This is a genomic window from Nocardioides ureilyticus, assembly GCF_051280745.1.
Taxonomy (GTDB): Bacteria; Actinomycetota; Actinomycetes; order Propionibacteriales; family Nocardioidaceae; genus Nocardioides.
On the sequence record NZ_JBNCOG010000003.1, the window covers coordinates 44,853 to 69,968 of the forward strand.

General features: G+C 72.3%; 23 protein-coding genes. 12 read left to right on the top strand and 11 right to left on the bottom strand.

The window, feature by feature from the left end; translation table 11 throughout:
• Nucleotides 1–5: 5 nt before the first annotated feature.
• A complete protein-coding gene (locus tag ACSMHG_RS02535; RefSeq protein ID WP_435741798.1) occupies nt 6–974 on the bottom strand; it encodes a helix-turn-helix transcriptional regulator in 969 nt (322 codons plus the stop codon).
• 96 nt (nt 975–1,070) lie between these two features.
• Here ACSMHG_RS02535 and ACSMHG_RS02540 point away from each other — a divergent pair, with 96 nt between their 5' ends.
• The 3 genes from ACSMHG_RS02540 (at nt 1,071) to ACSMHG_RS02550 (ending at nt 2,589) form a co-directional block, all read left to right on the top strand.
• Nucleotides 1,071–1,496, top strand: coding sequence for a VOC family protein (locus tag ACSMHG_RS02540; protein ID WP_435741799.1), 426 nt, complete (start codon nt 1,071–1,073; stop codon nt 1,494–1,496).
• 1 nt (nt 1,497) lies between these two features.
• On the top strand, nt 1,498–2,094 hold the full coding sequence (locus ACSMHG_RS02545) for a YdeI/OmpD-associated family protein (protein WP_435741800.1): 597 nt from the start codon (nt 1,498–1,500) through the stop codon (nt 2,092–2,094).
• 144 nt (nt 2,095–2,238) lie between these two features.
• The gene (locus ACSMHG_RS02550) at nt 2,239–2,589 is read left to right on the top strand and encodes a VOC family protein (protein WP_435741801.1); all 351 of its coding nucleotides are present in this window, start codon (nt 2,239–2,241) and stop codon (nt 2,587–2,589) included.
• Here ACSMHG_RS02550 and ACSMHG_RS02555 read toward each other — a convergent pair.
• The gene (locus tag ACSMHG_RS02555; protein WP_435741802.1) at nt 2,586–3,431 is read right to left on the bottom strand and encodes a helix-turn-helix domain-containing protein; all 846 of its coding nucleotides are present in this window, start codon (nt 3,429–3,431) and stop codon (nt 2,586–2,588) included. The two genes, ACSMHG_RS02550 and ACSMHG_RS02555, sit on opposite strands and share 4 nt — an antisense overlap.
• 114 nt (nt 3,432–3,545) lie before the next feature.
• Between ACSMHG_RS02555 and ACSMHG_RS02560 the strand changes: the two genes are divergently transcribed.
• The gene (locus tag ACSMHG_RS02560; RefSeq protein ID WP_435741803.1) at nt 3,546–3,899 is read left to right on the top strand and encodes a nuclear transport factor 2 family protein; all 354 of its coding nucleotides are present in this window, start codon (nt 3,546–3,548) and stop codon (nt 3,897–3,899) included.
• Nucleotides 3,900–3,989: 90 nt separating this feature from the next.
• Here the strand turns inward: ACSMHG_RS02560 and ACSMHG_RS02565 are convergent, their stop codons facing one another.
• Nucleotides 3,990–4,946, bottom strand: a complete 957-nt coding sequence (locus ACSMHG_RS02565) for a helix-turn-helix transcriptional regulator (RefSeq protein WP_435741804.1) — start codon at nt 4,944–4,946, stop codon at nt 3,990–3,992.
• Nucleotides 4,947–5,029: 83 nt separating this feature from the next.
• On the opposite strand from ACSMHG_RS02565, the gene ACSMHG_RS02570 reads away from it, so the two are divergent.
• The gene (locus ACSMHG_RS02570) at nt 5,030–6,199 is read left to right on the top strand and encodes an epoxide hydrolase family protein (RefSeq protein WP_435741805.1); all 1,170 of its coding nucleotides are present in this window, start codon (nt 5,030–5,032) and stop codon (nt 6,197–6,199) included.
• Nucleotides 6,200–6,295: 96 nt separating this feature from the next.
• Here the strand turns inward: ACSMHG_RS02570 and ACSMHG_RS02575 are convergent, their stop codons facing one another.
• Entirely contained in the window at nt 6,296–7,147 is an 852-nt protein-coding gene (locus tag ACSMHG_RS02575; protein ID WP_435741806.1) for a CPBP family glutamic-type intramembrane protease, read from the bottom strand.
• Nucleotides 7,148–7,238: 91 nt separating this feature from the next.
• Nucleotides 7,239–7,448, bottom strand: coding sequence for a helix-turn-helix domain-containing protein (locus ACSMHG_RS02580; protein ID WP_435741807.1), 210 nt, complete (start codon nt 7,446–7,448; stop codon nt 7,239–7,241).
• 248 nt (nt 7,449–7,696) lie between these two features.
• Between ACSMHG_RS02580 and ACSMHG_RS02585 the strand changes: the two genes are divergently transcribed.
• The 3 genes from ACSMHG_RS02585 (at nt 7,697) to ACSMHG_RS02595 (ending at nt 14,797) form a co-directional block, all read left to right on the top strand.
• Nucleotides 7,697–12,019, top strand: a complete 4,323-nt coding sequence (locus ACSMHG_RS02585; protein ID WP_435741809.1) for a family 78 glycoside hydrolase catalytic domain — start codon at nt 7,697–7,699, stop codon at nt 12,017–12,019.
• Nucleotides 12,020–12,127: 108 nt separating this feature from the next.
• Complete coding sequence (locus ACSMHG_RS02590; protein WP_435741810.1) at nt 12,128–13,174, top strand: zinc-dependent alcohol dehydrogenase family protein; 1,047 nt, start codon at nt 12,128–12,130, stop codon at nt 13,172–13,174.
• 69 nt (nt 13,175–13,243) lie between these two features.
• On the top strand, nt 13,244–14,797 hold the full coding sequence (locus ACSMHG_RS02595; RefSeq protein WP_435741811.1) for a purple acid phosphatase family protein: 1,554 nt from the start codon (nt 13,244–13,246) through the stop codon (nt 14,795–14,797).
• 1 nt (nt 14,798) lies between these two features.
• Here ACSMHG_RS02595 and ACSMHG_RS02600 read toward each other — a convergent pair whose 3' ends face one another.
• Nucleotides 14,799–15,338, bottom strand: coding sequence for a hypothetical protein (locus ACSMHG_RS02600; protein ID WP_435741812.1), 540 nt, complete (start codon nt 15,336–15,338; stop codon nt 14,799–14,801).
• 59 nt (nt 15,339–15,397) lie between these two features.
• Here ACSMHG_RS02600 and ACSMHG_RS02605 point away from each other — a divergent pair, with 59 nt between their 5' ends.
• The gene (locus ACSMHG_RS02605) at nt 15,398–15,757 is read left to right on the top strand and encodes a lipopolysaccharide assembly protein LapA domain-containing protein (protein ID WP_435741813.1); all 360 of its coding nucleotides are present in this window, start codon (nt 15,398–15,400) and stop codon (nt 15,755–15,757) included.
• 9 nt (nt 15,758–15,766) lie between these two features.
• Here the strand turns inward: ACSMHG_RS02605 and ACSMHG_RS02610 are convergent, their stop codons facing one another.
• A complete protein-coding gene (locus tag ACSMHG_RS02610; RefSeq protein WP_435741815.1) occupies nt 15,767–16,942 on the bottom strand; it encodes an ROK family protein in 1,176 nt (391 codons plus the stop codon).
• 84 nt (nt 16,943–17,026) lie between these two features.
• Between ACSMHG_RS02610 and zwf the strand changes: the two genes are divergently transcribed.
• Both zwf and ACSMHG_RS02620 read left to right on the top strand, forming a co-directional pair.
• Nucleotides 17,027–18,517 (top strand): glucose-6-phosphate dehydrogenase, encoded by a 1,491-nt coding sequence (zwf, locus tag ACSMHG_RS02615; protein ID WP_435741816.1) that lies wholly within the window; start codon nt 17,027–17,029, stop codon nt 18,515–18,517.
• A gap of 89 nt (nt 18,518–18,606) precedes the next feature.
• The gene (locus tag ACSMHG_RS02620; protein WP_435741817.1) at nt 18,607–19,092 is read left to right on the top strand and encodes an SRPBCC family protein; all 486 of its coding nucleotides are present in this window, start codon (nt 18,607–18,609) and stop codon (nt 19,090–19,092) included.
• Nucleotides 19,093–19,122: 30 nt separating this feature from the next.
• On the opposite strand, the gene ACSMHG_RS02625 is transcribed toward ACSMHG_RS02620, so the two are convergent.
• Nucleotides 19,123–21,435: an MMPL family transporter gene (locus ACSMHG_RS02625; RefSeq protein WP_435741818.1), complete on the bottom strand. Its 2,313-nt coding sequence runs from the start codon at nt 21,433–21,435 to the stop codon at nt 19,123–19,125.
• 42 nt (nt 21,436–21,477) lie between these two features.
• Complete coding sequence (locus ACSMHG_RS02630; protein ID WP_435741819.1) at nt 21,478–22,083, bottom strand: TetR/AcrR family transcriptional regulator; 606 nt, start codon at nt 22,081–22,083, stop codon at nt 21,478–21,480.
• 152 nt (nt 22,084–22,235) lie between these two features.
• Here ACSMHG_RS02630 and ACSMHG_RS02635 point away from each other — a divergent pair, with 152 nt between their 5' ends.
• Entirely contained in the window at nt 22,236–23,576 is a 1,341-nt protein-coding gene (locus tag ACSMHG_RS02635) for an NAD-dependent malic enzyme (protein ID WP_435741928.1), read from the top strand.
• Nucleotides 23,577–23,606: 30 nt separating this feature from the next.
• Here ACSMHG_RS02635 and ACSMHG_RS02640 read toward each other — a convergent pair whose 3' ends face one another.
• Nucleotides 23,607–24,194, bottom strand: coding sequence for a hypothetical protein (locus ACSMHG_RS02640; RefSeq protein WP_435741820.1), 588 nt, complete (start codon nt 24,192–24,194; stop codon nt 23,607–23,609).
• Nucleotides 24,195–24,270: 76 nt separating this feature from the next.
• A complete protein-coding gene (gene ppgK / locus ACSMHG_RS02645; protein ID WP_435741822.1) occupies nt 24,271–25,011 on the bottom strand; it encodes a polyphosphate--glucose phosphotransferase in 741 nt (246 codons plus the stop codon).
• Nucleotides 25,012–25,116 lie beyond the last annotated feature (105 nt).

Below are 25,116 nucleotides of genomic sequence, written 5' to 3' on the forward strand. Positions count from 1 at the left end.
GGCGCTCAGGACTTCCGCCCGTGGTCGCCGGCCGCGTCGGCGTAGCGGCGTGCGGCCCGGCGCAGGAGATCGCGCAGCTCGGGCGGGTCGAGCGCCTGAAAGGGGAGGTCGAGGCCGTCGACGTAGCGAACGAGGTCGCGCAGCGAGTCGCTGCCGGTCTCGAGGACGCAGGCGTCGTCGCCGTCGGGCCGGAGGATCCCTGCCTCGGCGGGGACCTGTCCGGCGACCTCCTGGAGGGGGGCGAGGAACCGGATCCGCGCCTGGTGGCGCCAGGCGGTGGACCCGACTCCGCGGAGCACGTGGATGGCCGCGTCGTCTGGGAGCTCCCGGACCGCGAACCTGGGTCCGGTCGGCGGCCGCGGCCGGATCCGGTCGGCGCGGAACGTGCGCCAGTCCTCGCGGTCGCAGTCCCACGCCAGGAGGTACCAGCGGCGACCGGTGTAGACGAGGCGGTGGGGCTCGACGGTCCGCCGACTGCTCGCGGCGTCGCGTCCGACGTAGTCGAAGCGCAGCCGCTCGTGGTCGCGTACCGCGCCCGCGACCGTGGCCAGCGTGTCGGCGTCGACGGCCGGGCCGGGCCGCACCGCGGAGACCGTGGACTGCCGCAGCGCGTCGAGGCGGTGCCGCAGCCGGGCCGGCAGCACCTGCTCCAGCTTCACCATCGCCCGTAGTGACGGCTCCTCCAGGCCGCTCACCGAGCCGGCCGCGGCGGCCGCCAGGCTGACGCCGACCGCCACCGCCTCGTCGTCGTCGAGCACCAGCGGAGGCACCGCGGTCCCCGGCGCGAGTCGGTAGCCGCCCGCCACCCCCGGTGTCGAGCGCACCTCGTAGCCGAGGATGCGCAGCCGCTCGACGTCGTTGCGCACGGTGCGGGTGGTCACCTCCAGCCGCCGGGCGAGGTCCGGGCCCGGCCAATCCCGGCGCACCGACAGCAGCGACAGCAGGCGGAGGAGGCGGACCGAGGTGTCGAGCACGGCGCCAGCGTCCCACTTCGATCGCGGAACCGCACGTTCCGCAATGGCTTCTAGCGTGGTCACACCACCCCGAGACCCCCACGAAGAGGAGACACCATGAGCCTGCGAGGCATCGCCACCGTGAACGTCTGGGCCGACGACCCCGAGGCGGCCGCCGCCTGGTACGCCGAGGTCTTCGGCGTCGAGCCGTACTTCCGCCGCCCCGGCCCGGACGGAGCGACGGTCTACGTCGAGTTCCGGGTTGGCGACCACCAGCACGAGTGGGGCATCATCGACAGCCGGTTCCGGCCGCCCGCCCTCGCCACCGGAGCCGGCGGTGCGGTCGTGCACTGGCACGTCGACGACCTGGAGAAGACGGTGGCGCGTCTGCAGGAGCTCGGCGCGCGCGAGCTGCAGCCGATCACCCCGCACGGGGACTCCGGGTTCGTCGCGGCCTCGGTGGTCGACCCGTTCGGCAACGTGCTCGGGGTGATGATGAACCCGCACTACCTCGAGATGCTCGCCGGCGCGCCGGAGGCCTGAGGTGGACGTGCTGGAGCTGGCCGACGTCGCCGCCTGGGACGTGTGGCTGCAGGAGCACCACGACACCGCCGCCGAGGCCTGGCTGAGGATCCGGCGCAAGCACGCCGACGTGCGGCTGATCACGATCGGCGACGCCCTCGACGGTGCGCTGTGCCACGGCTGGATCGACGGCACCCGCCGCGCCCTCGACGACGTGTCGTTCCTGCAGCGCTACTCCCGCCGTCGACCCCGGACCGCCTGGTCCCAGGTCAACGTCGCCAAGGCCGAGGCGCTCGAGGCGGCGGGCCGGATGCGCCCCGGCGGCCTGGCCCAGCTGGCCGCCGCCCGCGCCGACGGCCGCTGGGCGGCGGCGTACCCACCGCAAGCGGCGAGCGAGGTCCCGCCCGACCTCGCGGCCGCCCTGGCCGCCGCACCGCCGGCGGCCGCGGCGTTCGCACGACTAAGCCGAACGCGTCAGTACGCCGTCATGCTCCCACTGCTCAAGTCAACCTCGCCCCAGGCGCGGGCACGGCTGGTGACCCGTGCGGTGGCCCAGCTGGGGGATTCCGCTGAAGACGGCGGCCCGCGCGCCGCGGGGCACTCGACGGAGGACCTGTAGCTGGTTGAGGAGGCGCGGCAGCGCCACAACGAAGGCCCCGCCCCCGGACTGGAGCTCCGTCATCTGCCGGGGGCGCATGGTCGGTCGAACCGCGCGCGCCGACAGGCGCGGTCACATCGGTGGCTCGGCAGACGTCATCGGGGCATGAAGACTCTTGAGAACATCGTCTACACCGTCAGCGACCTCGATGCCGCCAAGGCCATCCACATCGCCCTCCTCGGCGCCGAGCCGCACACCGATCAGCCCTTCTACGTGGGCTTCCGCGTCGAAGGGGTCGAGATCGGCCTCACTCCGGTCCAGCCCGGCGGCTCGACCCAGACCGTGGCGCACATCCGCGTGCCCGACCTGGAGACCGCGCTCGACGAGGTGCAGAAGGCGGGAGCCACGGTCGTCGGCGACCCGCGTGACGTCGGCGGCGGCACCCGGGTGGCCACGGTCCGCGATCCCGGTGGCATCCCCTACGGCCTCATCGAGCACGCCGGGCGCGGCGCCTAGTCGCGCCGGGCCGGCGCCGAACTGGGCGCCTCATCGGCTCGGGGTCGTCTCCATGCTCGGCGGGAACCGAGCAGGCCTCGTGTGCGGGCGTCGGCCGGGAGGAAGGTCTCGAGATGGAGCCCACCGAGGGTGACGTCCGAGGCGCTCTCGACCTGGCTGGCCACGCTGAAGAGCCGGAGCACGTCGTCGCCGGCCTCGATCTCCAGTGGCACGACGGGGTCGACCGACGGTCCCACGGGTGGCGTCGTCCCACCGGAGTACGCCGTGACCTCGTGGCGGAGTGCGACGAGGTCGGGGTCGCCGCCACGGTGGTCGATGCGCTGCTCGAGTTGGCGTAGCAGGTGTGCTCGCCACGTGGACAGGTTGCGGATGCGCGGCGCGAGGCCGTGCGGGTGCAAGCAGAGCCGGATCACGTTCAGTGGTGGCTCGAGCAGGTCCCGGTCGCAGCCGGTGATCAGCGCATCGACGGGCTCGTTGGCGTCGATGACGTTCCAGTGGTCGTCGAGGAGCAGGGCCGGGTAGGGCACGTGCGCGTCCAGCAGGCACCGCAGCCCGGCCATCACCGGCGCGAGTGCCTCGTCGTCGGGCGCACGCTGCGGGTATCGAGGAGCGAAACCGCCGGCGAGGAGGAGGCGGTTCTGCTCGTCCATCGGCACCCGCATCACCTCGGCCAGGCGGATGATCATCTCCGGTGTCGGGCGGGCGCGTCCGTTCTCGATGAAGCTCACGTGCCGGGTGCTCACGTCGGCCTTGGTGGCGAGGGCGAGCTGGCTGAGTGATCGCAGCTCTCGCCACCGGCGCAGCTCGCTGCCGACCGATGGAGTCGCCGCCGTCGAGGTCATGCCCTGACGCTAGGCAGCGCGCACAGGGACGGCCATGACCTCTCAGGTAATCGACCGGTCGTTGTGCTTCGGGTGAGTCTTCAGGAACAGCCCGCCACAGAAGGGAAGAAGCCCGTGAACGAGACCGTCACCCGCTACCTCGACACCTGGAACGCCACCGACGATTCGGCCCGCGTGGAGCTGCTCGCCCGACATTGGACCGACGACTGCGTCTACGTCGATCCCGTCGCCGAGGCGCGAGGCCGCGAGGCCGTGGGAGCGGCCATCGGTTCGGTCCATGCCCAGTTCCCAGGGTTCGAGTTCACCCTGGTCGGCGACCTCGACGCGCACCACCGTCAGGTCCGCTTCCAGTGGGGTCTGGGACCGGCCGGCGAGGAGCCACTCGTGATTGGTTTCGATGTGGTGGTGGTCGATGCAGACGGGCGCATCCATGACGTCCGCGGATTCCTCGACAAGGTTCCCTCCTGAGCGCGGGCGAGGGGCGCAACGCCGTCCGTGTCGCCACTGTCACGGCGATGGGCGACGCGGCGTCCCCCGGGTCCCGTCATCGCCGGGCTGTCACGTGCCCCCGGTCGCGCGGGCGTAGCGGTCGGCGAGCAGCCGGAGGTGTGCGACCAGCTCGGGCGGCTCGGTGACATGGAAGTCGTAGCCCAGCATGCCGATGTAGACGGCGACGATCTCGGCGCTGTCGCCACCGGTGACCAGGACGCAGTGGCTCTCGTCGACCGGTTCCACGACCCCGACGGCCGGGTTGATCCGGGCGAGCACGTCGGCAGCGGATGCGGCCACGGTGATCCGGGCGTGGACGCTCCACCCGGTGACCGCGACCTGGCGCAGCAGGAACGCCGTGTAGTCGCCGCCCGGCAGCGGCGCGGGGGTGAAGCGTCGACCGCCGGGGGTGCGGAGCGTCATCCAGTCCAGCCGGTACGGCGCCCACCCTCCTGTCGCCGGGTCCCGGCCGACGACGTACCAGCGTCGCTGCCAGCTCATCAGCCGGTAGGGCTCGACCAGGACGGCCTCGTCGCCGCGGTACCGGAACCGGATCTCCTCACCCGCCTTGATGGCGCTCGCCACCTGGGTGAGAAGCCGGCTGTCCACCGGCGGGTCCTCGACGTTGTCGGTGGTGTTCTCGGGGCCCTGCATGGTCGCCTCCCGCAGCGCGCTCACCCGGGGCCGCAGCCGGGAGGGGAGGACCTGCTCGAGCTTGTGGAGGGCGCGGCCGCTCGACTCCTCCATGCCCGGGACGACCGAGGAGGCGCGCAGGGCGACCGTCACGGCCACGGCCTCGTCGTCGTCCAGGAGCAGCGGGGGGAGCGCCGCCCCGGCCCCGAGCCGGTAGTGGCCACCGGGGCCCTTGACCGCCTCGACCGGGTAGCCGAGCTCCCGCAGGCGCGTCACGTCGTTGCGGACGGTGCGTCCGGTGACGTCCAGCCGGCTCGCCAGCTCGGCGCCGGACCACGTGGGGCGCGACTGCAGCAGCGCCAGCAGGGCGAGCAGCCTGGCTGAGGTCCGCATGCGGGCTCCGACCGTGCAGGAGTAGTGGAACGGGTGGAGATTAGCGGAACGAACTCTTCCGCTACCGCTCCTAGCGTGCTGCCATGACCACGATCCCCGGCCCGGCCGGCACCCACACGACCGACAGCCACGCGACCGGTACTGCGATCCGGCCCTTCCGCGTCTCGATCCCGGAGGGGACCCTGAGGGACCTCCAGGACCGCCTCGCCCACACCCGCCTCCCCGTGCCGGCGCCGGGTGACTCGTGGGACCACGGCACGCCCGTGACCTATCTCCGGGAGATGGTCGACCACTGGCGCGAGGGCTTCGACTGGCGGGCGCAGGAGAAGCGGATGAACGCTCACCCTCACTTCGTCACCGCCGTCGACGGACAGACCGTCCACTTCCTGCACGTCCGGTCCGAGGTGGCCGAGGCGACGCCGCTCCTGCTGGTCCACACCTACCCGGGCTCGTTCGTGGACTACCTCGACATGATCGGCCCCTTGGTCGACCCGGTCGCGCACGGCGGTCGGCGCGAGGACGCGTTCCACGTGGTGATCCCCTCGATCCCCGGGTTCGGCTTCAGCACCCCGCTCGCCGCGGGGCCCTGGTCAATGGGTCGCGTCGCCGAGGTGATGGACACCCTGATGCGGCGGCTCGGCTACGCCTCCTACGGTGCACACGGCAGCGACGCCGGGGCCAACGTCGCCCGCGAGTTGGCGATCCGGTCACCCGAGGGTTTCCTCGGCGCCCACGTGCTGCAGCTCTTCTCCTTCCCCTCGGGCGACCCCGCCGAGCTCGCCCGGCTCACCGAGAAAGACCATGACGCACTGCAGTTCCTCGGCTGGTTCCAGCAGCGAGCCGGCTTCGCGGCGATGAACGCCTCGCGGCCCCAGACAGTGGCCGCCGGGCTGGCCGACTCGCCGGTCGCGCAGCTGGCGTGGAGCGAGCTGTTGGAGAACTTCGGAAGCGGTACCAGCCTGCTCACCCGCGACCAGGTGCTCACCCAGGTCTCGCTGTACTGGCTGACGAACACCGCTGCCACCGCCGCCCGGTTCTACTTCGACGAGGCCAGGGCTGGGGCCGAACCGGTGTTGAACCACGGCCGCATCGGCGTCGCGGTCTTCGCCGACGACTTCCAGAGCATCAGGCCCTTCGCCGAGCGCGACAACACCGCGATCGAGCACTGGGCCGAGTACCCGGAAGGGGGTCACTTCGCCGCCATGGAGCGGCCCGACCTGGTGGTGGGCGACCTGCGCACCTTCTTCGGCTGATCGCGCGCGGAGCTGCCCCGGGTCCTCGGACTCGGGGCCTGGCCCGCAGCGACCGGGTCTGCGGTCAACGCGAGCCAGGATCGGAACGCGCCGAGATCAGCGCTCCGGTGCGCGGTCGGCGTCTCGATGGAACAGGCTCGGACGTGCCGGTGCGAGCAGCGAGAACGCGATGACACCGGTGGCGAACGGGACCGCCCCCAGGGCGAGCATGGCCGACGCGGGGGACCCGGAGAAGGAGACGACCTCCTGGGTGAGCACGAGCTGCGAACCCGTCTGGAAGGCCGCGTGGAAGCCGACCGCGGTCCAGACCGAACCGCTGACGATCCGCAGGTAGCCGAGGGCGCCGCCCATCCCGAGGAACATGGACAGGTCCGCGATGCCGGTGAAGCCGCGGAGCACGACCGCGAACCCCGTGAACAGTGCCGCCTGCACGACGATGCTCCACCAGGCGGGGAGCCGCTCCCTCACGACGCCGATGACATAGCCACGGAACACGATCTCCTCCGGGACCGCCTCGCTGAGCAGCACCGCGCCGAACAGGAGGGCGCTGATCGCGATTGCATCACCGGCCGACCCGTGGAGGGTCAGCGGAGCTCCCGCCAAGCCCAGGATGGCGAACGCCGCAGCGGCCGGGAGCAGCCAGGTCAGGAGACCGGCACTGAAGGTCCACGCTGCGGCTGCCGGGCCCGGCGAGGCCGAAGTGCGGCGTCGGGCGCCGGTCGACCCACCGCGCGAGGCCGCGGACGACGGAGAGGACGACGGCCGAGAGCAGTACGCCACCCACGCCGCGCGCCACGAGCGTCCGGACCTCGCTCGGCTCACCGCGACGACCTGAGTCAGCAGCGCGAGCCCGGCGGTGAGCGTGGCGCTCGCGATCGCGATCCTGATGACGCCCGACGCCGGGCCCGAGGTCGCTGCATCCCCGGCCCGGGAACGTGTGGAGTCCACGTCGCCCTCCCCATGTCGGTTTGCAAGGTTGCGAGCACTCTTGCGCAGACGTGGGATCGACGCCGTGACCGGTCGAGGTGGCGGGACCCGCTCAGATGAGGCCGCGCCGTACCGCTTGGACGATCAGCTGCACGTTGTGCTCGACGCCCCAGTCGCGGCGGAGCGCCTCCAGCCGCCGCCAGGCGGTTGCCCTCGACATGTTGCACGTCGCCGCGGCCTCGCCAGTCGTCCGTCCCTCGGCGAGCTCCCGCATCAGCGCGAGCGTCAGCGGGTCGGGCTCGCCGCCGTCGCTCCTGCCCATCGGATGCACACCTTTCGCCGCCGTCGGGAGGGTGGAACGTTTCACATTGGCGGGCAGTGTGCCACCGCCCAACCTGGATGGGAACCCCGGTCTCAGGGGAGGTCGGCCGGCAGACTGCGACCATCGTCTCAACTTCATTTCCGGGGGGTGCCATTTCAGTTGCGTTCATGAAACGGTTCACCAGCTACGTGACAGCCGTCACGGGCCGATGCCGTCGGGGGGCCGGCGTGGGCACACAGGTTGAGTGGATGGGGAAGACGTTGAACGAAACTGTCGCCGGCCGGCCGCCACAGCAGCGGCCGGTCCTCCGCCTGGGCGTCGTCGCCCTGGCGATCGGCGTGGGCGGCTCCGCGCTCGCGCCCGTGGTGGCAGCGCAGGCGGCCCCGGGTGGCCTCCCGCTGTCGACCGCGGCCATGGCGCCGGCGGCGCCGCAGGTCTCCGTGACCGGGTTGGAGGTCAACCACCTCTTCGACCCGGAGGGCATCGACGACGCCAAGCCGGTCTTCTGCTGGGGCTTCGAGTCCAATGTCATCGGCGCGAAGCAGGAGAGCTACCGCATCGAGGTGGCCACCGACCCGTCGTTCGACGACACGGTCTGGGACAGCGGCCAGGTCGACTCCGACGAGACGACCGACATCCGGTACGGCAGCACGGGCCAGGCCGAGGCCCTGCAGCCCGAGACCGACTACTGGTGGCGGGTGACCGCGGTGGACGACCGCGGTGTCGAGACCGTCTCCGAGGTGTCGACCTTCTCGACCGGCCTGATGGACACCGAGATCGCGGCGTGGGACGGAGCCCAGTGGATCGGCAATGACGCGACGAAGCTGGACGCGACGGCCGCCCACGTGTTCGACCTCCGCACGGGCTTCACGATCAACAGCGGTGACAACGCCTCGTTCATCTTCGGCGCGAACGACCCGCGCTTCACCAGCGAGTTCCGCAACGTCTTCGGTGCGCCGGGCGGCGAGAACTTCGTCCGCTTCGAGCTCGACCTCTCCGGAGTGACCGACGGCGACGACAACACCGGTGGCGTGGTCAACCTCTACCGCAAGGGCTACCACGCCACCGACGACGCCGACGGTGACCCGAACGTCCACCCCTACAAGTCGGTCGAGCTGGCCGACAGCACCGTGGCCGAGGTGCAGAAGCTGTTCACGACCGCCAACAAGAACAAGCAGCACACGCTCCGCATCTACGGCAACGCGAGCGAGATGACCTACGAGATCGACGGTGTCGAGCTCGAGGGCTTCACCGCCGACACCATGAAGGTGAGCCCGAAGCGCCCGGCGTCCACGGACAACCTCGACGTCAGCCCCTACTCCACGATCGACGACGAGGGCGTCCACTCGTTCGAGACGGGCAACAACTACAACACCTTCCCGCACCTCAACGAGATCGGCTTCTCGGTCAAGAACGTCGGCGACGACGTCAGCGTCACCGACTACCACCTGGTCGACGTCGGGCAGAGCGCCAAGCGCACCCTCTTCGACTCGACCACGGCCGCGGACTACGGCATCTTCGCCGACCTCCCCGACTCGGGGATCACCACCGACGGCGACACGATCCGGGTGAACCCGACGACCGCCGAGCAGCTCGGCCCGAAGTACGCCGACCCGTCGTACGGCGCGCAGACCCACCTCCGCACGGAGTTCACGACTGCCTCAAGCAAGGACATCGCCGAGGCCAAGATGTACATCACGGCGCAGGGTGCGTACGAGATGTTCATCAACGGTGAGCGGATGAGCGACGACTACCTCAACCCCGGTATGTCGACCTTCGCCAAGACGCTGACGTACCACACCTACGACGTCACCGACATGCTGCAGAGCGGCGAGAACGCCATGGGTGCACTGCTCGGCCCCGGCTTCTGGACCGGCAACATGACCTTCTCGCCGCGGAACTACAACATGTTCGGCGACAGCGAGGCGCTGCTCGCCAAGATGGTCGTCACCTACGACGACGGCACCACGGAGACCATCGTCACCGACCCCGGCTCCTGGAAGTCCTTCAACGACGGGCCTAACCGGTACGCCGACAACTTCCAGGGTGTGCGGTACGACGCCAGCAAGGAAGCGAACATCGCGGGCTGGTCGACCACGTCCTACGACGCCGCCCTCGAGAGCAAGTGGTCGAAGCCGGACGTCATCTCGATGAAGAGCGAGCTGGACCCCGACTTCATGGCCCGTCAGGACCAGCCCGTCCGCGAGGTCGAGCGCCTGACCGCGGAGCGGGTGCTCAGCACGCACAGCGACGACGACCAGACGTGGACCTACGACATGGGCGTCAACATGGTCGGCGTCCCGAGCGTCACGATCCCGGCCGGCACGCTGGAGGCAGGCGACGAGGTGATCTTCCGCTTCGGCGAGGACATCTACCCCGGCAACAGCGACTCCCCGAACGAGGTCTGGCCGGGCCCCGACCCGCGCTACTACGAGCCCAAGCCGTACTCGGAGCTGTACGGCCCGGAGGGCAGCTACCGACCCGGTGTCGCGGGGCAGATCCTGACCGACACCTACCGCGCGGCGTTCGCGACCGACTTCTACGAGGCGTCGGCTGCGGACGCGGACCGGGACGTGGTCATCACGCCCAACTTCACCTTCCGCGGCTACCGCTACATCGAGATCACCGTCCCCGGACGGACCAAGCCGCTGCCGCTGAGGAACGTCGAGGGCATCGTGCTCTCCTCGATCGACAAGCCCGAGGGCACCTACGAGGCGAAGACGAGCGACGACAACTACACCGGCGAGCTCGCCACGCAGTTCTTCGAGAACGTCCAGCGCAGCCAGCTCGGCAACTTCTTCTCGCTGCCGACCGACTGCCCCCAGCGCAACGAGCGCATGGGCTGGACCGGTGACCTGCAGGCGTACGCCCGTGCGGCGACGTACAACTCCACCGACACCCAGGCGTTCCTGCGCCAGTGGATGGTCGCGCTGCGTGACGCCCAGGGCTCGAACGGAAGCGTCGGCACCACCGTGCCGATCATCAGCCTGACCGGTGACCGTGGCGATGCCTTCCCCCAGACCCCGACGTGGGAGGGCGCGGTCGCCCAGGCGCCGTGGCAGCTCTACCAGCAGTACGGCGACACGCAGATCATCGAGGAGAACTTCGCGACGATCCAGAAGTGGCTCAAGGGCTACGCCGACCAGCCGCTCTCGGAGGACTACCCGGGCCTGACCGCCGGCACCGGCAGCCACGCCGACCACATCAGCATGGACGCCAACACCGAGCGCCACATGGTCAACCAAGCCATGTACCTGCACTTCGTGGAGGTGTCGGCGAAGATGGCCGACGTCATCGGCGAGACCGAGTACGCCGAGTCCCTCCGCCAGCGGTTCGCCCAGGGCAAGGAGAGCTTCAACAAGCTCTACGTCGACCCGCAGACCGGCTTCACCCTGAACGCCACCCCGGGCGAGGAGCTGGTCTCCGGCCGGAGCCTGCAGGACTCGCAGGCGTCCTACGCTACGCCGCTCAACCTCGACTTGTTCAGCGACGAGATGACGGTGCAGGCCGGGCCGAACGCGGGCCTGACCTACAAGGAGTTCGCCACCAAGCGGCTCCGCGAGCTCGTCGAGGACCCGGGGCAGAGCCACAACGGCGACGGTCCCCGCGACGGCGGCGGTGGCTTCTCAGGCGGTCAGGCGAGCAACAAGCCCTACACCATCACCACCGGCTTCAACGGCACGCCGAACATCCTGCCGGCGCTGACGAAGAACGGCGAGATCGAGACGGCCTACAAGCTGTTCAGCAGCGACGACTACACCAGCTGGCTCTACCCGGTCACGCTGGGTGCGACCACGATGTGGGAGCTCTGGAACTCCTACGAGCGTGCCTTCGCCCAGGGCGGGGAGAGCTCGATGAACTCCCAGAACCACTTCGCGCTCGGCGCCTCCCAGTCCTGGATGTACGAGTACCAGCTGGGCATCACCTCGGACGGGGGCAAGGGCTACCAGGACTTCGTGCTGCAGCCCATCGCCGGTGGTGACTTCACCTCGGTGGAGGGCAGCTTCGAGTCGAGCCACGGGCTCATCGAGTCGGGCTGGGAGGCGGCTGACGGTGAGATGACGTCGTACGCCACCACGGTTCCGGCGAACACGACCGCGACGCTCTACCTGCCGGTGGACGAGGAGGTCAGCGAGTTCGAAGAGGTGCCGGGCGTGACCTTCGAGGGCATGACCGAGCGGAACGGGATCGACACCGCGAAGTTCACCCTCCGCGCCGGCGGCTACGAGTTCGACATCGACGGCTCGGAGGTGTCGGCGACGATCGACCGTGGCTACGTCTCCGGTGAGGAGCCGAAGCCGCCGGTCAAGAAGGCCAAGGTGAAGGCGACCCCAGGCGCCGTCCGTGCCGGCAAGAGCCTGAAGGTCGTCGGGCGCAACCTGCCCGTGACCTGGGTCCGGATCAAGCTCGGCGGTCGCGACCTCGGTGCCGTCCGGGTGGAGGACGGGACCTTCAGGGTTCGCAGGGCGGTCCCCAAGGCGATGGCGGGCACCTTCCGCCTTCGCCTGGTCGCCGGCGGCGACGTGCTCGCCAAGGACAAGGTCAAGGTCCTGCGGGCCAAGCGCCGCTAGTCACCCAGCAACAGCCAGCAGCAACACCGCTGCAGCGCGAGGGGCCACGCCGCACGGCGTGGCCCCTCGTCGCTGTCTCGGGTGGCGAAGAGGTGGGAGGATGGCGCGGTGCGTGCGGTGGTCGTCGACGAGGTCCGGGCGCAGCCGCGGGTGCGTGACGTGCCCGAGCCGGAGCCCTCGCCGTCCGGCGTGGTGGTCCAGGTGCGGGCCACCGGCCTGTGCCGCAGCGACTGGCACGCCTGGGCCGGCCACGATGACATCGCGTTCCCGCACGTGCCGGGCCACGAGCTGGCCGGGGTCGTCGTCCGGACCGGTGCCGACGTGCGGCGGTGGTCGGTCGGCGACCGGGTGACCGTCCCCTTCGTCTGCGGCTGCGGGCGGTGCGAGTGGTGCCGGACCGGTCAGGCGCAGGTCTGCCCCGACCAGCAGCAGCCCGGGTTCACGCACTGGGGCTCCTTCGCCGAGCACGTCGCGCTGCATGCCGCGGACGTGAACCTGGTGGCGATCCCGGAAGGGGTCGCCTACACCACCGCCGCCAGCCTCGGGTGCCGGTTCGCCACCGCCTACCGCGCCCTGGTCGGCCGGGCGCGGGTCGCCGCCGGCGAGTGGGTGACGGTGATCGGTGCGGGCGGCGTCGGCCTCAGCGCCGTGATGGTCGCCCACGCCCTCGGCGCCCGGGTCGTCGCCGTCGACCGCAACCCCGAGGCTCTCGCAGCGGCGTCGCGCGCCGGCGCCGAGCACACGCTCCTGACCGGAGGTGGGGAGGGCGCCGACGTCCCCGCTGCCGTCGCGGAGCTCACCGCCGGCGGCAGCCACGTCGCGGTCGACGCGGTCGGCAGCGAGCAGACCTGCGCCGACGCCATCCTCAGCCTCCGGCGCCGCGGCCGGCACGTCCAGGTCGGCCTCCTGCCGCCGGTGGCCGGCCACCCGGCCGTGCCGATGGCGCGGGTGATCGCCTGGGAGATCGACGTCCTCGGGAGCCATGGGATGGCGGCCGCCGACTACCCGGAGATGCTCGCGCTGATCGAGGCCGGGCGGCTCCGGCCCGACCGGCTGGTCGAGCGCGTCGTCGGGCTGGAGGAGGTGGCCGCGATGCTGCCGGGGTTCGACCAGGCGGCGGTGGCCGGCATGACGATGGTCGACCCGACCCGGTAGCCCGGGCGGCGCCGGTCGTCTGCCGGCTGTTCACCCCTCGGCCCCGATCGGCCCCTACCGTCGCGCTCCGTGTGCGAGCAGAACCTGACCCGGCGCCAGCTGGTCCGCTACGGCGCCCTGGTCTCCGCGACCTTCCCGGCGCTGGGCGTCCTCGACCGCGGCTGGACCCTGGCCGACCAGGCCGAGTCACCTCGCGCGGGCGGCCTCGTCGTGCCGATGCACCTCGAGCTCGTGACGGTGACCGACACCTCCGCCGTCATCACCTGGTTCACCGGCGACCCGACGCGCCGCGACGAGTTCGGCCGTCCCCGACCGGTGGCGGCGCCGGGCCGCGTCCTGATCGGGACCAGCCCGGATCCGCGAACCTGGCGGGTCGTCGGCCGGCACGACGCCACGGCGTACCACTACGTCGAGGTGACCGGGCTGCGGCCGGGCACGACGTACTTCTGGCGCGCGGAGAGCAGCGGGCGGGTCGCCATCCCCCTCATGCCGACCCCGACCGCACCGCTCGTGGGCCCGGCCCCGCCGGTCTTCACCACCATGCGCCGGCCGGGCGGGCGGGAGATCGGCCGGGTGGCCTGGCTCAACGACCTGCACTTCGGTGAGCAGGTCGCCGGCCTGGCCTACAGCAACCCGGACCTCCCCGGTGGCGGGCTTCCCCCCGGCTTCCCCGTCGACCCCGAGCACCCCTACTGGCGGTTCATGGCGCAGGGTGCCGTGGCCGACGCCCGCCGCCGGGGCTGCAACCTGCTGCTCGCCAACGGCGACCTGTCCAACGAGTCGGAGCCCGCTGCGCTGCGGGAGTGCCGCCGCACCCTGGACGGGTTCGGCACCCTCGGCGGCCGGGGCATGGTCAGGCCCGGGGACGCGCCGCGCTACCACGTGACCCGCGGGAACCACGACCGTCAGCGTCCGCACGTCAGCGGCCGGCTCGTCGACGAGTTCGACCGACGCTTCGACCGCGGGTTCGAGCGCGGCTCCCAGCACTTCTCCGTCGCCGTGGGGACCAAGCGGGCCCGGTACCGTTTCGTCGGCCTGGACTCCAACGACGGGGAGAACACCGGTGTGCTGCGCCGCTCCGAGCTCGACTACCTCGAGGCGGAGCTCGAGAAGGGCGACATCACCATCCCGCTCTTCCACCACCCGGCCAGCCTCACCGCGTCGGCGATCGGCATCCCGCCGTTCATCGGCGGCCTCGCGCAGGACGACGCACGCGCCTTCCGGCAGCTGATCGCACGCCACCCCAACACCGGCGGCGTCTACGCCGGCCACACGCACCGCAACAACCTCTCCCGCAACGTCGAGACCGGGCGGCTGCCCTACTTCGAGGGCGGCGCGGTCAAGGAGTACCCGGGCGGCTACAGCGTCGTGCGGCTCTTCGAGCGCGGCTACATGGTCAACTTCTACAAGACCCGCCGGCGCGACGCCCGGGCCTGGTCGGAGCGGTCGCGTGGCGAGTACTTCGGGCTCGCCCCGTCGTACCTGCTCGGCGGCCTGCACGAGCGGAACTGGAGCTACGAGGTGGACGCCCGCCGGCGTACCCGGCTCTCGGTGCGGCCGGCCGCCGGCGCCACCGAGCCGGTGGACCTCGACGGCATCGGTGCCGTCACGGACGAGGCGTGAGTCAGCCGGTGAGGAAGAGCGTGAAGCCGGTGGTGACGGCGGCCAGGCACCAGGCCGCCGTCGAGGCGAGGAACGGCGCCCAGTCCCCGGTGCGCCGGCCCCGGACACCGAGGTAGCCCCACGGACCGAGCGTGACGAGGTGCCGCACCATCCGCACGATCGCGGGAGCGCCGCTCAGCACGCCCCAGCCCCGGAGGTCGAGCAGGTCGCGGACGGCCGCCACCAGGAGCACCCCGACGGTGGCGAGGGCCAGGCCCCCGCCGAGGACGACGGCCGCGCCCCGGGGCAGCACGACGAGCACCGGGCCGACGAGGACCAGCCAGGCGTGGGCGAGGGCCAGCTGCCAGGCCGGCTCGACGGCGTACCGGCGCAGCGCCGCGCGCCACGGCGTGCCCGGCGCGACGACCGGCGGCAGCACCGCCGCCGACGGCGCAGGAGGATCCGCCGGCTCCAGCGCGTGCGGGGACATGACCAGTCGCAGGTGCGGCCGGGCGGGAGGATCGTGAGCGACCGGCGCTGGGTGGAGAGGCTCGGCGGTCACGGCAGGGCGGTACCCCGAACGGCGGGGGGACAGCCGGGCCGACTGGGTACCGGGGGCCCATGAGCGAACACACCGACCGCACCGCGGACCCGGCGCCGAGCAGCGGCACGACGCCGGGGACGGCACCTGGGCCGACGGCTGGGGGAGGCAGGAGCGGGGACCCCCTCCGCGGCTCACGCACCAGCGGGCTGTGGGCGGCCCTGGTGGCCTTCGGCCTCGTGCTCGTGCTCCTCGTCGTGTTCATCGCGCAGAACACCGATCCGGTGCTCGTGCGGTTCCTGAGCTTCGAGGGCGAGACACCGTTGGCCGTGGCGCTGCTGGTCGCCGTCGCCGCGGGTCTGCTGCTGACCGCGCTGGCCGGCACGCTCCGGATGTGGCAGGTACGGCGGCGCGTGCGCCGGGACCGCAAGAGCCACTGAGGCCGGGCCTCAGCCGGGCGCGCGCCCGGCCCTGAGCCGGGCGTCGACGGCGGCGGGGCTGAGCTCGTGGTCGATGACGAGCGCCGCGCAGCCGACCAGGCCGGCGGAGTCCCCGTGCGCGGCCGGCGCGAACCGGAGGTCGCGCGCGACCGACGCCGCGGCCCGCGCGTAGACCGCCTCGCGCATGCCGGCGGTGTAGAGGTCGAAGGCCGCGCCCATGTCCCCGCCGACGACGACCGTCTGCGGGTGGAGCAGGTTGACGGCGACGGCGAGCACCTCGCCCACCCGGCGGCCGCTCTCGCGCAGGAGGCTGCGGGCCAGCGGGTCGCCGTCGAGGGCCAGGGCGACCAGGTCCCGCACGTGGCGGGCGGTGCCGCCCTGCTCGGTCAGCCGGTGGACGAGCGACCAGCCGGCGGCGACCGTCTCGAGGCAGCCGTGGGCGCCGCACCGGCACAGCAGGTCGTCGGCGCCGTCGACCCGGGTGTGCCCGAGCTCGCCGGTGACGCCGCGGTCGCCGTGGACCAGGCGGCCGTCGGCGATGATGCCCAGGCCCAGCCCGGTGGAGGCCTTGACGACGAGCAGGTCGCTGCCCAGCGGCGGCGGCCCGAAGAGCTCGGAGCGGGTGAGCGCCGCCGTGTCGTTCGCGAGGTGGACCGGGGCGTCGACCACCGCGGTGAGGTGGGGCGCGAGGGGCACGCCGTCCCAGCCCTTCATCACCGGCGCGTCGACGCTGACCCGGCGCTCGGGGTCCACGGTCCCGGGCAGCGACATGCCGATGCCCAGCACCGGCGGGCCCACGCGCTCGACGGCCGTGGCGACCCGGGAGGCGATGTCGGGCAGCAGCTCCTCGGGCCCCGTGCCGACGTCGTGGTCGCGGGTGTCGCCGACGATCTCGCGGCCGGCGAGGTCGTAGACGCCGATCTGGGTGCGGGAGCGGCCGATGGCCACGCCCACCACCGCGCCGGCGTCGACGTCGAAGGCGAGCGAGCCCGCGGGCCGGCCCCCGGTCGAGGCCCCGGCACCCTCGACGACCAGCCCTGCCTCGGCCAGGGCGGCGACCCGCACCGCGACCGCGGAGCGCGACAGGCCGGTGAGCCGCCCGAGCTCGGCCCGCGTGGCGGCCTCGCCCGACCGGATGAGGGCGAGCAGCCCTCCGGCCGAGGTCTCGGGCGTGGTGGCGGTCACGGCCGGATTGAAGCACGTCACTTCGACCGCCAAAAGTCCGAAGTCTGCTTGTATCGATCCAAAAGTCTTGAGACCGTGGAAGCCATGTACTCCTCACCGGACAGCCCGGCCGCGCACGCGGGCCTCCCGGACCACTGCGACTTCACTGTCTTCGGCGGCACGGGCGACCTCGCCCTCCGCAAGCTGATCCCGGCCCTCTACCACCGCGACCGTGAGGGTCAGCTGCCCGCCGACTACCGGATCGTGGGCGTCTCCCGCAGCGACGTCGACACCGCCGGCTACCGGGCCCTGGTCCGCGACGCCCTCGCCACCCACGTCCCGGCCGACGAGCTCGAGCCGGTCGCCGTCGACCGCCTGCTCGGCCGCCTGCACCACCTCTGCCTCGACGCGCACGCCGCCGACGGCTGGCACGAGCTCCACGGCCTCCTCAAGGACCGCCCGCACGCCGACGAGACCGTGCGCGTCTACTACCTCGCCGTCGCGCCGACCCTCTTCGGCGCCACGTGCGAGCGGCTCGACGACCTCGGCCTGGTCGACGAGCGCTCCCGGGTGGTGATGGAGAAGCCGATCGGCCACGACCTCGCCTCCGCCCGCGCCGTCAACGACGCCGTCGGCCGGGTCTTCGAGGAGTCGCAGATCTTCCGCATCGACCACTACCTCGGCAAGGAGAGCGTGCAGAACCTGCTGGTCACCCGGTTCGCCAACGCCTTCCTCGAGCCGCTGTGGAACAGCCGCTGGGTGGACCACGTCCAGATCACCGTCGCAGAGACCGTCGGGGTCGGCACCCGCGGCGGCTACTACGACGCCGCCGGGGCGCTGCGCGACATGGTCCAGAACCACCTGCTGCAGCTGCTCTGCCTGGTCGCCATGGAGCCGCCGACGTACATCGGTCGGGAGACCGTCCGCGACGAGAAGCTGAAGGTGCTGCAGGCGCTCAAGCCGATGGGTCCCGCCGACGTCGACCGCGACACCGTCCGCGGCGCCTACGACGGGTACGGCGACGAGGTCGGCCGGCCCGACACCGCCACCGAGACCTACGTGGCGCTCCGGGCGGAGGTGCAGAACTGGCGGTGGGCCGGCGTGCCGTTCTACCTGCGCACCGGCAAGCGGATGGACCAGCGGCTCTCCGAGATCGTCGTGGTCTTCAAGGAGCCTCCGCACCCGATGTTCCCCCACAGCGAGGGCACCACCGCGCCGAACCGGCTGCACATCCTGGTCCAGCCCGAGGAGGGCATGCGCCTCCACCTGACCGCGAAGGAGCCGGGCCCCGGTGGCATCCGGCTGCGGCCGGTCTCGCTGGACCTCTCCTACGCCACGGCCTTCGACCAGCGCTCGCCGGACGCCTACGAGCGGCTGCTCATGGACGTCGTCCGCGGCAACCCCACGCTCTTCATGCGCCGCGACGAGGTCGAGGCCGCGTGGACCTGGGTCGAGCCGGTGCTGGCCCGCTGGGCCCAGCGCAGCGCCGAGACCGGCGAGCGGCCGGTGGGCTACTCCGCTGGGAGCGCCGGGCCGGAGCCGGCGGCCGACCTCCTCGCGCGCGACGGCCGGGGGTGGCAGGCCTCCGACGGGTGACCCAGCCGGGACGGGCGGGTACTGGAGCGGTACGCACCCACCACGCGGCCGGAGAAGGTCGCCGCCGACATCGAGGAGGCACTCGCCTGATGGCCAGCTTCACCGCCGGGACCCGCGCCGAAGCCGTCGTCCTCGCCCCACGGGAGGCGATCTGGGACGTGCTCACCGATCCCACGCTGGTCGCCCGGCTGACCCCGCTGCTCGAGCGGATCACCGCCGAGGGCGACCACTGGACCTGGCAGATGACGGGGATCGACGTGCTCGGAGTCAAGGTGGCGCCGTCGTTCACCGAGCGGATGAGCTACCGGGAGCTGGAGCGGATCGGCTTCTCCCACGACCCGCCGGCCGGAGCCGCGGAGCGCGCCGGGGTGGAGGGCTGGTACCAGCTGGACGAGGTCCCCGACGCCGACGGCGGCGGGACCCGCCTGGCCACCAGTCTCGACATCACCCTCGAGCTGCCGCTGCCCAAGGTCTCCTCGCCCGCCGTCACGGCGGCGATGAAGGGCGTCGTCGGCCAGATGGGCGAGCGGTTCTCGAAGAACCTGCTCGCCCACCTCGGGGTCGAGGAGCGCTGACTTCTCGGGCCTGCGCCCCGCCCCGCCCGCTCAGACCGGCTGGCGCTCCTCGGCCGCGCCGGCCTCGCCGGGGACGAGGTGGCCGCTGCCCCGCTGGAGCTTCTCGCCCTCGACGTCGACCACCGGGAGCAGCCGGTCCAGCCACCGGGGCAGCCACCACGCCTTCTCGCCGAGCAGGTCGAGCAGCGCCGGGATGAGCGCCATCCGGACCACGAACGCGTCGAGGAAGACCGCGACCGCGAGCGCGAAGCCCATCGACTTGATGATCGGCTCGTCGATCAGCACGAAGGCCGCGAAGACCGAGATCATGATGACCGCGGCGGCCGCCACCACGCGGGCGCTGTTGCGGAAGCCGTCGATGACCGCGTCGCTCGTCGACATGCCGTGCACGTGCGCCTCGCGCATGCGGGTGACCAGGAAGACCTGGTAGTCCATCGCCAGGCCGAAGACCAGGCCGATGAGGAAGATCGGCATGAAGCTGACGATCGGCTGGCCCTCGACCAGACCGAGCGCACCCTCCTGGAAGACCGCCACCGTGATGCCGAGGGTGGCGAGCACCGAGAGCAGGAAGCCGAGGGTGGCGGTGAGCGGCACGAGGATCGAGCGGAAGACGATCATCAGCAGGATGAAGGCGAGCCCGATCACCACCGCGAGGTAGACCGGCAGCGCGTCGCTGAGCCGCTCGGAGATGTCGGTGAAGATCGCCGTGGTGCCGGTGATCCCCAGGTCCGCCCCGGTCCGCTCCTCGAGGTCGCCGGTGCCGGCGCGCAGGTCGCCGAGCAGGTCCTCGGTGGCGGTGTGCTCGGGGCCGGTCTCCGGAGTGACGAGCACCTGGGCGCCGGTGCCGTCCTCGTTCTGGCCGACGACCTGGGCGTTCACGACGCCGTCCTGGCCGGCCGCCCAGGCCACGACCTCGCCGTACGCCGCCGGCCGCTCGTCGGCGGGCACGTCCCGGCCGTCGACGACCACGAGCAGCGGCGCGCTGCGGCCGGGGCCGAACGCCTCCGCGACGAGGTCGGAGGCGCGGCGCTGGGTGGTGTCGGTGGAGGCGGTGCTGTCGGTGGGGAAGGCGAGGTGGAGGCCCTTGAGCGGCACCGCCAGGACGCCGAGCGCGACGACCACGATCGCCACCACCGCGGCCGGACGGCGGCCGACGAACCGGCCCCAGCGCACGCCGTTGTTGAGGATCCGGCCGTCGTGGTCGCGGGCCGGCCGGTAGCGGCGCACGCGTCCGGCGAAGACCTTGGAGCCGAGCATGCCCAGCAGGGCGGGCAGCAGGGTGAGGGCGACCAGGACCGCGACGAGCACGGTCGCGGCGGCCGCGAGGCCCATCGACGTCAGGAACGGGATCCGCACCAGCGAGAGGGCGGCCAGGGCGATGAGGACGGTGAGGCCGGCGAAGACGACGGCGGAGCCCGCGGTGCCGACCGCGAGGCCGGTGGCGTCCTGCCGGTCGGAGGTGTGGTCGAGCTCGGAGCGGAACCGGGCGAGGATGAACAGGCAGTAGTCGATGCCGACGGCCAGGCCGATCATCGTGGCGAGCATGGGGGTGGTGGAGCCGACGTCGGCGAACGCGGTCATCAGCGTGATGCCGGTGAGGCCGAAGCCGACGCCGATGGCGGCGGTGAGGATCGGCAGGCCGGCCGCCACGAGCGAGCCGAAGGTCAGGACCAGCACGACGAGCGCGACCGCGACGCCGATGATCTCCGAGGTGCCGCCCAGGTGCGGCATGCCGGCGGTGCCGGGCCCGTTGGCCTCCACGGTCAGCCCGCTCCCACGGGCCTCGGACATGACGTCCTCGAGCTCCTCGATCGTCGACGGCTCGACGTCGGCCACCGAGTCGACCGCGAAGTCCCAGGTGATGATGCCGACCCGCCCGTCCTCCGACAGCGGCGAGAGGGCGCGGGCGTCGGCCTCGGCCACCTGCCGGTCGGTGCCGGCCTGGGCGGCCGCCTGCAGCAGCTGCTGGCGCTGCTGCTCGGCCGCCGTCACCGGGCCGACCAGGGGCGTCTCCGGCATCTGGGGGAGGCCGGAGAGGTCCTCGATGAGGGCCTGGGTGGCCTCCTGCCAGCGCGGGTCGGAGAGCTGCTCGCCCTCGGGCGCGGCGACCACCACGTTGGCGGTGGCGCGCTCGGACGGGTCGGGTGCACCGGGGAAGAGCTCGGACTGCAGGTCCGCGGCCTCCTCCGACGGGATCCCCGGGATGGAGAACGAGTCGCTCATCGGCTTGGAGAACGCCGCGGCCGAGGCGCCCAGGGCGATGAAGAGGACGACCCACGTCCCGATGACGAGCGGCCATCGCCGGTAGGCGGTGAGTCCGAGGCGGTGCAGCAGGGTGGCCATGCGATTCCTTAGGGACGAGGGTCGAGAACCAGGTGTCGGGGGTCAGGCGAGGAGCTGGCGGGCGGCGGTCAGGTGCTCGTCGAAGAGCTCGACGAGCGGGCGGTCGTCGCCGGCGGTGTAGGCGGCCATGGCGCTGTCGAAGACGGTGACCAGGAGGCGCACGATGAGGCGGGCGCGGAGCGGGTCGACCGGGGTGCCGCGCTGGGCCTCGCGCTCACCGAGGAGGGTGGCGAAGTCGGCCGAGATCGTCTCGAAGCGGCCGTGGACCGCGAGCAGGATGCGCGGGTGCTCGTCGGCGATCTGGCGGAGCCGCTCGAAGCGCTCGCGGTCGACCTGCCGGGAGTCGAGGATCTCGCGGGCGAGGACCTGGAGGTCCTCGATCAGCACGCCGTGGGGCCCGCCGGCGACGAAGCGCGCCCGGCTCTGCTCCGACAGCGTCGGCGCGGGCCCCAGGACGGCATCGAGCTTGCTCGGGACGTAGTTGAAGAGCGTCCGCCGTGAGACGCCGGCTCCGGCGGCGAGGTCGTCCATCGTGAAGCCGTCGAGGCCGTGCTCCTCGGTCAGCCGGAGCGCGCTGGCGAGGATGCGCTCCTCGGTGTCGCGTCGCTTGGCATCGCGGAGCGACGGCTCGGTTGCACTCGAAGTCACGTAGTGCAGTATTGCACTGCGGCCACTATGGTGCAAAAACGTGACCGGCGTCACCCCGCGGAGGGACGGACTTGCCGGTAACCATTGCCGGGCCGGAGAGTGTCGTGGTGACCAACCGTGCCGCCGCCACCACCTCGTCGTACTCGATCACCATGCGCCTGCACACCGCGCCGGACCACGGCGTCGTCGGCGCGGTCGCCACGGCGGTCAGCCAGGCCGGCGGCATCGTCACCGCGATCGACGTCGCGGAGTCCAGCCACGAGCGGCTCGTCGTCGACGTGACCTGCTCGGCCAGCGACGCCGAGCACGCGGCCGACCTCGAGCGCGCCGCCGACGGCGTCGAGGGCGTCGAGGTGCACAAGGTCAGCGACCGGACCTTCCTGCTGCACATCGGCGGCAAGATCGAGGTCTCCTCCAAGGTGCCGCTGCGCAACCGGGACGACCTGTCGATGGCCTACACGCCCGGCGTCGGCCGGGTCAGCCTGGCGCTGGCGCAGAACCCCGACGACGTCTCACGCCTGACCGTGAAGGGCAACTCGGTCGCCGTGGTCACCGACGGCTCGGCGGTGCTCGGCCTCGGCAACATCGGCCCCGGCGCGGCGCTGCCGGTCATGGAGGGGAAGGCCGCGCTGTTCAAGCGGTTCGCCGACATCGACGCGTGGCCGATCTGCCTGGCCAGCCAGGACACCGACGAGATCGTCCGGGCGGTCGAGATGATCGCACCGGGCTTCGGTGGCATCAACCTCGAGGACATCGCCGCGCCGCGCTGCTTCGAGATCGAGCAGCGGCTCCGCGAGAGCCTCGACATCCCGGTCTTCCACGACGACCAGCACGGCACCGCCATCGTCGTGCTGGCGGCCCTCACCAACGCCCTGCGGGTGGTGCGCAAGTCGCTGGACTCGGTCCGGGTCGTCGTCTCCGGTGGCGGGGCGGCCGGTACCGCGATCGTGACGCTGCTGCTGGCCGCCGGGGTCACCGACGTCGTCGTCGTCGACCGTGCAGGCGCCCTCAGCGCGGACGACGACACCCTGGAGGGCGCCCACCGCGAGCTCGCCGCGGTCACCAACCCGCGGCGGGCCCGTGGCGACCTGCACAGCGTGCTCGTCGGGGCCGACGTCTTCATCGGGGTCAGCGCGCCGCGCATCCTGGACCCGGAGTGGATCCAGGAGATGGCCGACGACGCGGTCGTCTTCGCGCTGGCCAACCCCGACCCCGAAGTCGACCCCGCCGCCGCGGACAAGTACGCCGCGGTGGTGGCCAGTGGCCGGTCGGACTACCCGAACCAGATCAACAACGTGCTCGCCTTCCCGGGCGTCTTCCGCGGGTTGCTGGACGCGCGCGCCTCGGAGGTGACCATCGAGATGCTGCTCCGAGCGGCCGACGCCATCGCGCACGTCGTGCACGACGACGAGCTCAACCCGTCCTTCATCATCCCGTCGGTCTTCCACCCCGACGTGCCGAAGGCCGTGGCAGCGGCGATCCGGGGAGCCTGACCCGAGGTCCTGGCCCGCGCCCCCGCCTGCTCAGCGGATGACGGTCCCGCGCACCTCGCCGGGGTCGCGCATCTCCACGAAGCGCTTGAACGCACGGTCACGGGCCCGGGCCGTCGGGGCCTCGACCGTCACGAAGAACGGGTGCTCGCGGTACATCGAGGTCAGCACCCAGTCACCCGAGGGCGTCGGCTCGGGCAGCCGCCACACGTAGCGGTTGACCGAGCCGTCCGGCGCCTTCGCCTCGGCGCGCGCCCCGTCGGCGTACGTCTTCTCGAAGTAGGACCGGCCGCCCTCGACCTCGCCCACGGCGCCGTACCGGATCGTCACCGGCTTCCGCCCGATCGACTCCTCGCACTCGACCTTCGCCGGCCCGGTCCGGTCGGGGTGCGGGTCCTCGCACTCGGCGGTGTCGAGCGAGGGGAAGACCCACGCCAGGCCCTCCTCGCTGCGCGGGCGCGAGCAGTTCTCGAGGGAGTCGGTGCGCAGGCCGTCCCAGCACTCGACGGTGGCCCCGGCATCGGCCGGGTCGGGCTCGGACAGGAGCATGCGGGCACCGGTGGCGCCGCTGAGGGCGACCGCGACCAGGAGCGGTACGACGATGTACGGCGTGCGCGCCACGCGGCCTCCCTCGGGTCGGTCCCCACGAGGACAGTCCCCGGCGCGCTGGAGGGCTAAACGTTTGCGCTGCCGCAGGTCATCCGGTGGCGTGCAGGGCGGCGCCCACGACGCCGGCCTTGTTGCGCAGGGCGGCCGGCACCACCTCGACGTCCACGTCCAGCAGCGGGAGGAACTCGTCGGCGCGCTTGCTGACGCCGCCGCCCACGACGATGAGGTCGGGCGAGAAGAGCCGCTCCAGGTGGCGGTAGAACGCCGTCAGCCGGCCGGCCCACTCCTCCATCGACAGGTCCTCGCGCTCGCGGGCGCTGTTGGCGGCGCGCTGCTCCGCGACGTGCCCGTCGAGCTCGAGGTGGCCCAGCTCGCTGTTGGGCACGAGCACCCCGTCGTGGACGAGTGCGGAGCCGATGCCGGTGCCCAGGGTGGTCAGCACGACCAGCCCGGAGCGGCCGCGCGCCGCGCCGTACCGGACCTCGGCGAGCCCGGCGGCGTCGGCGTCGTTGACCACGTGCACCTCGCGGCCGGTCGCCTCGGTGAAGAGCGCGTCGGCGTCGGTGCCGATCCAGGACGGGTCGATGTTGGCGGCCGAGTGGACGACGCCGTGGCGCACGATGCCCGGGACGGTCACGCCGACCGGCCCGTCGCAGTCGGGGAACCTCGCCAGCAGGTCGACGAAGACCTCCGCGACCGCCGCCGGCGTGGCCGGTCGGGGCGTCGGGATGCGCTCCCGCTCGCGGGCGAAGTCGCCGCTGTCGAGATCCACCGGCGCGCCCTTGATGCCGGTGCCGCCGAAGTCGATGCCGAAGGGGGTCGCTGCCATGCCCCCATCTCAGCACGGCTCCGGCGACGCACCGATGAGTCGGGCGACCGGCGCCGGTCGGTGGAGTCGAAATCGGTTGACGCCGCCCCGTCACCGGCCCGAAGA

What these genes read in the sequence shown, in the direction of transcription:
- ACSMHG_RS02635 (WP_435741928.1), top strand. Translation starts at nt 22,236, where the DNA reads ATGCGCCTGCACACCGCGCCGGACCACGGCGTCGTCGGCGCGGTCGCC.
- ACSMHG_RS02605 (WP_435741813.1), top strand. Translation starts at nt 15,398, where the DNA reads ATGAGCGAACACACCGACCGCACCGCGGACCCGGCGCCGAGCAGCGGC.
- ACSMHG_RS02620 (WP_435741817.1), top strand. Translation starts at nt 18,607, where the DNA reads ATGGCCAGCTTCACCGCCGGGACCCGCGCCGAAGCCGTCGTCCTCGCC.
- ACSMHG_RS02550 (WP_435741801.1), top strand. Translation starts at nt 2,239, where the DNA reads ATGAAGACTCTTGAGAACATCGTCTACACCGTCAGCGACCTCGATGCC.
- ACSMHG_RS02555 (WP_435741802.1), bottom strand. Translation starts at nt 3,431, where the DNA reads ATGACCTCGACGGCGGCGACTCCATCGGTCGGCAGCGAGCTGCGCCGG.
- ACSMHG_RS02585 (WP_435741809.1), top strand. Translation starts at nt 7,697, where the DNA reads ATGGGGAAGACGTTGAACGAAACTGTCGCCGGCCGGCCGCCACAGCAG.
- ACSMHG_RS02580 (WP_435741807.1), bottom strand. Translation starts at nt 7,448, where the DNA reads ATGGGCAGGAGCGACGGCGGCGAGCCCGACCCGCTGACGCTCGCGCTG.
- zwf (WP_435741816.1), top strand. Translation starts at nt 17,027, where the DNA reads ATGTACTCCTCACCGGACAGCCCGGCCGCGCACGCGGGCCTCCCGGAC.
- ACSMHG_RS02565 (WP_435741804.1), bottom strand. Translation starts at nt 4,946, where the DNA reads ATGCGGACCTCAGCCAGGCTGCTCGCCCTGCTGGCGCTGCTGCAGTCG.
- ACSMHG_RS02570 (WP_435741805.1), top strand. Translation starts at nt 5,030, where the DNA reads ATGACCACGATCCCCGGCCCGGCCGGCACCCACACGACCGACAGCCAC.
- ACSMHG_RS02625 (WP_435741818.1), bottom strand. Translation starts at nt 21,435, where the DNA reads ATGGCCACCCTGCTGCACCGCCTCGGACTCACCGCCTACCGGCGATGG.
- ppgK (WP_435741822.1), bottom strand. Translation starts at nt 25,011, where the DNA reads ATGGCAGCGACCCCCTTCGGCATCGACTTCGGCGGCACCGGCATCAAG.
- ACSMHG_RS02540 (WP_435741799.1), top strand. Translation starts at nt 1,071, where the DNA reads ATGAGCCTGCGAGGCATCGCCACCGTGAACGTCTGGGCCGACGACCCC.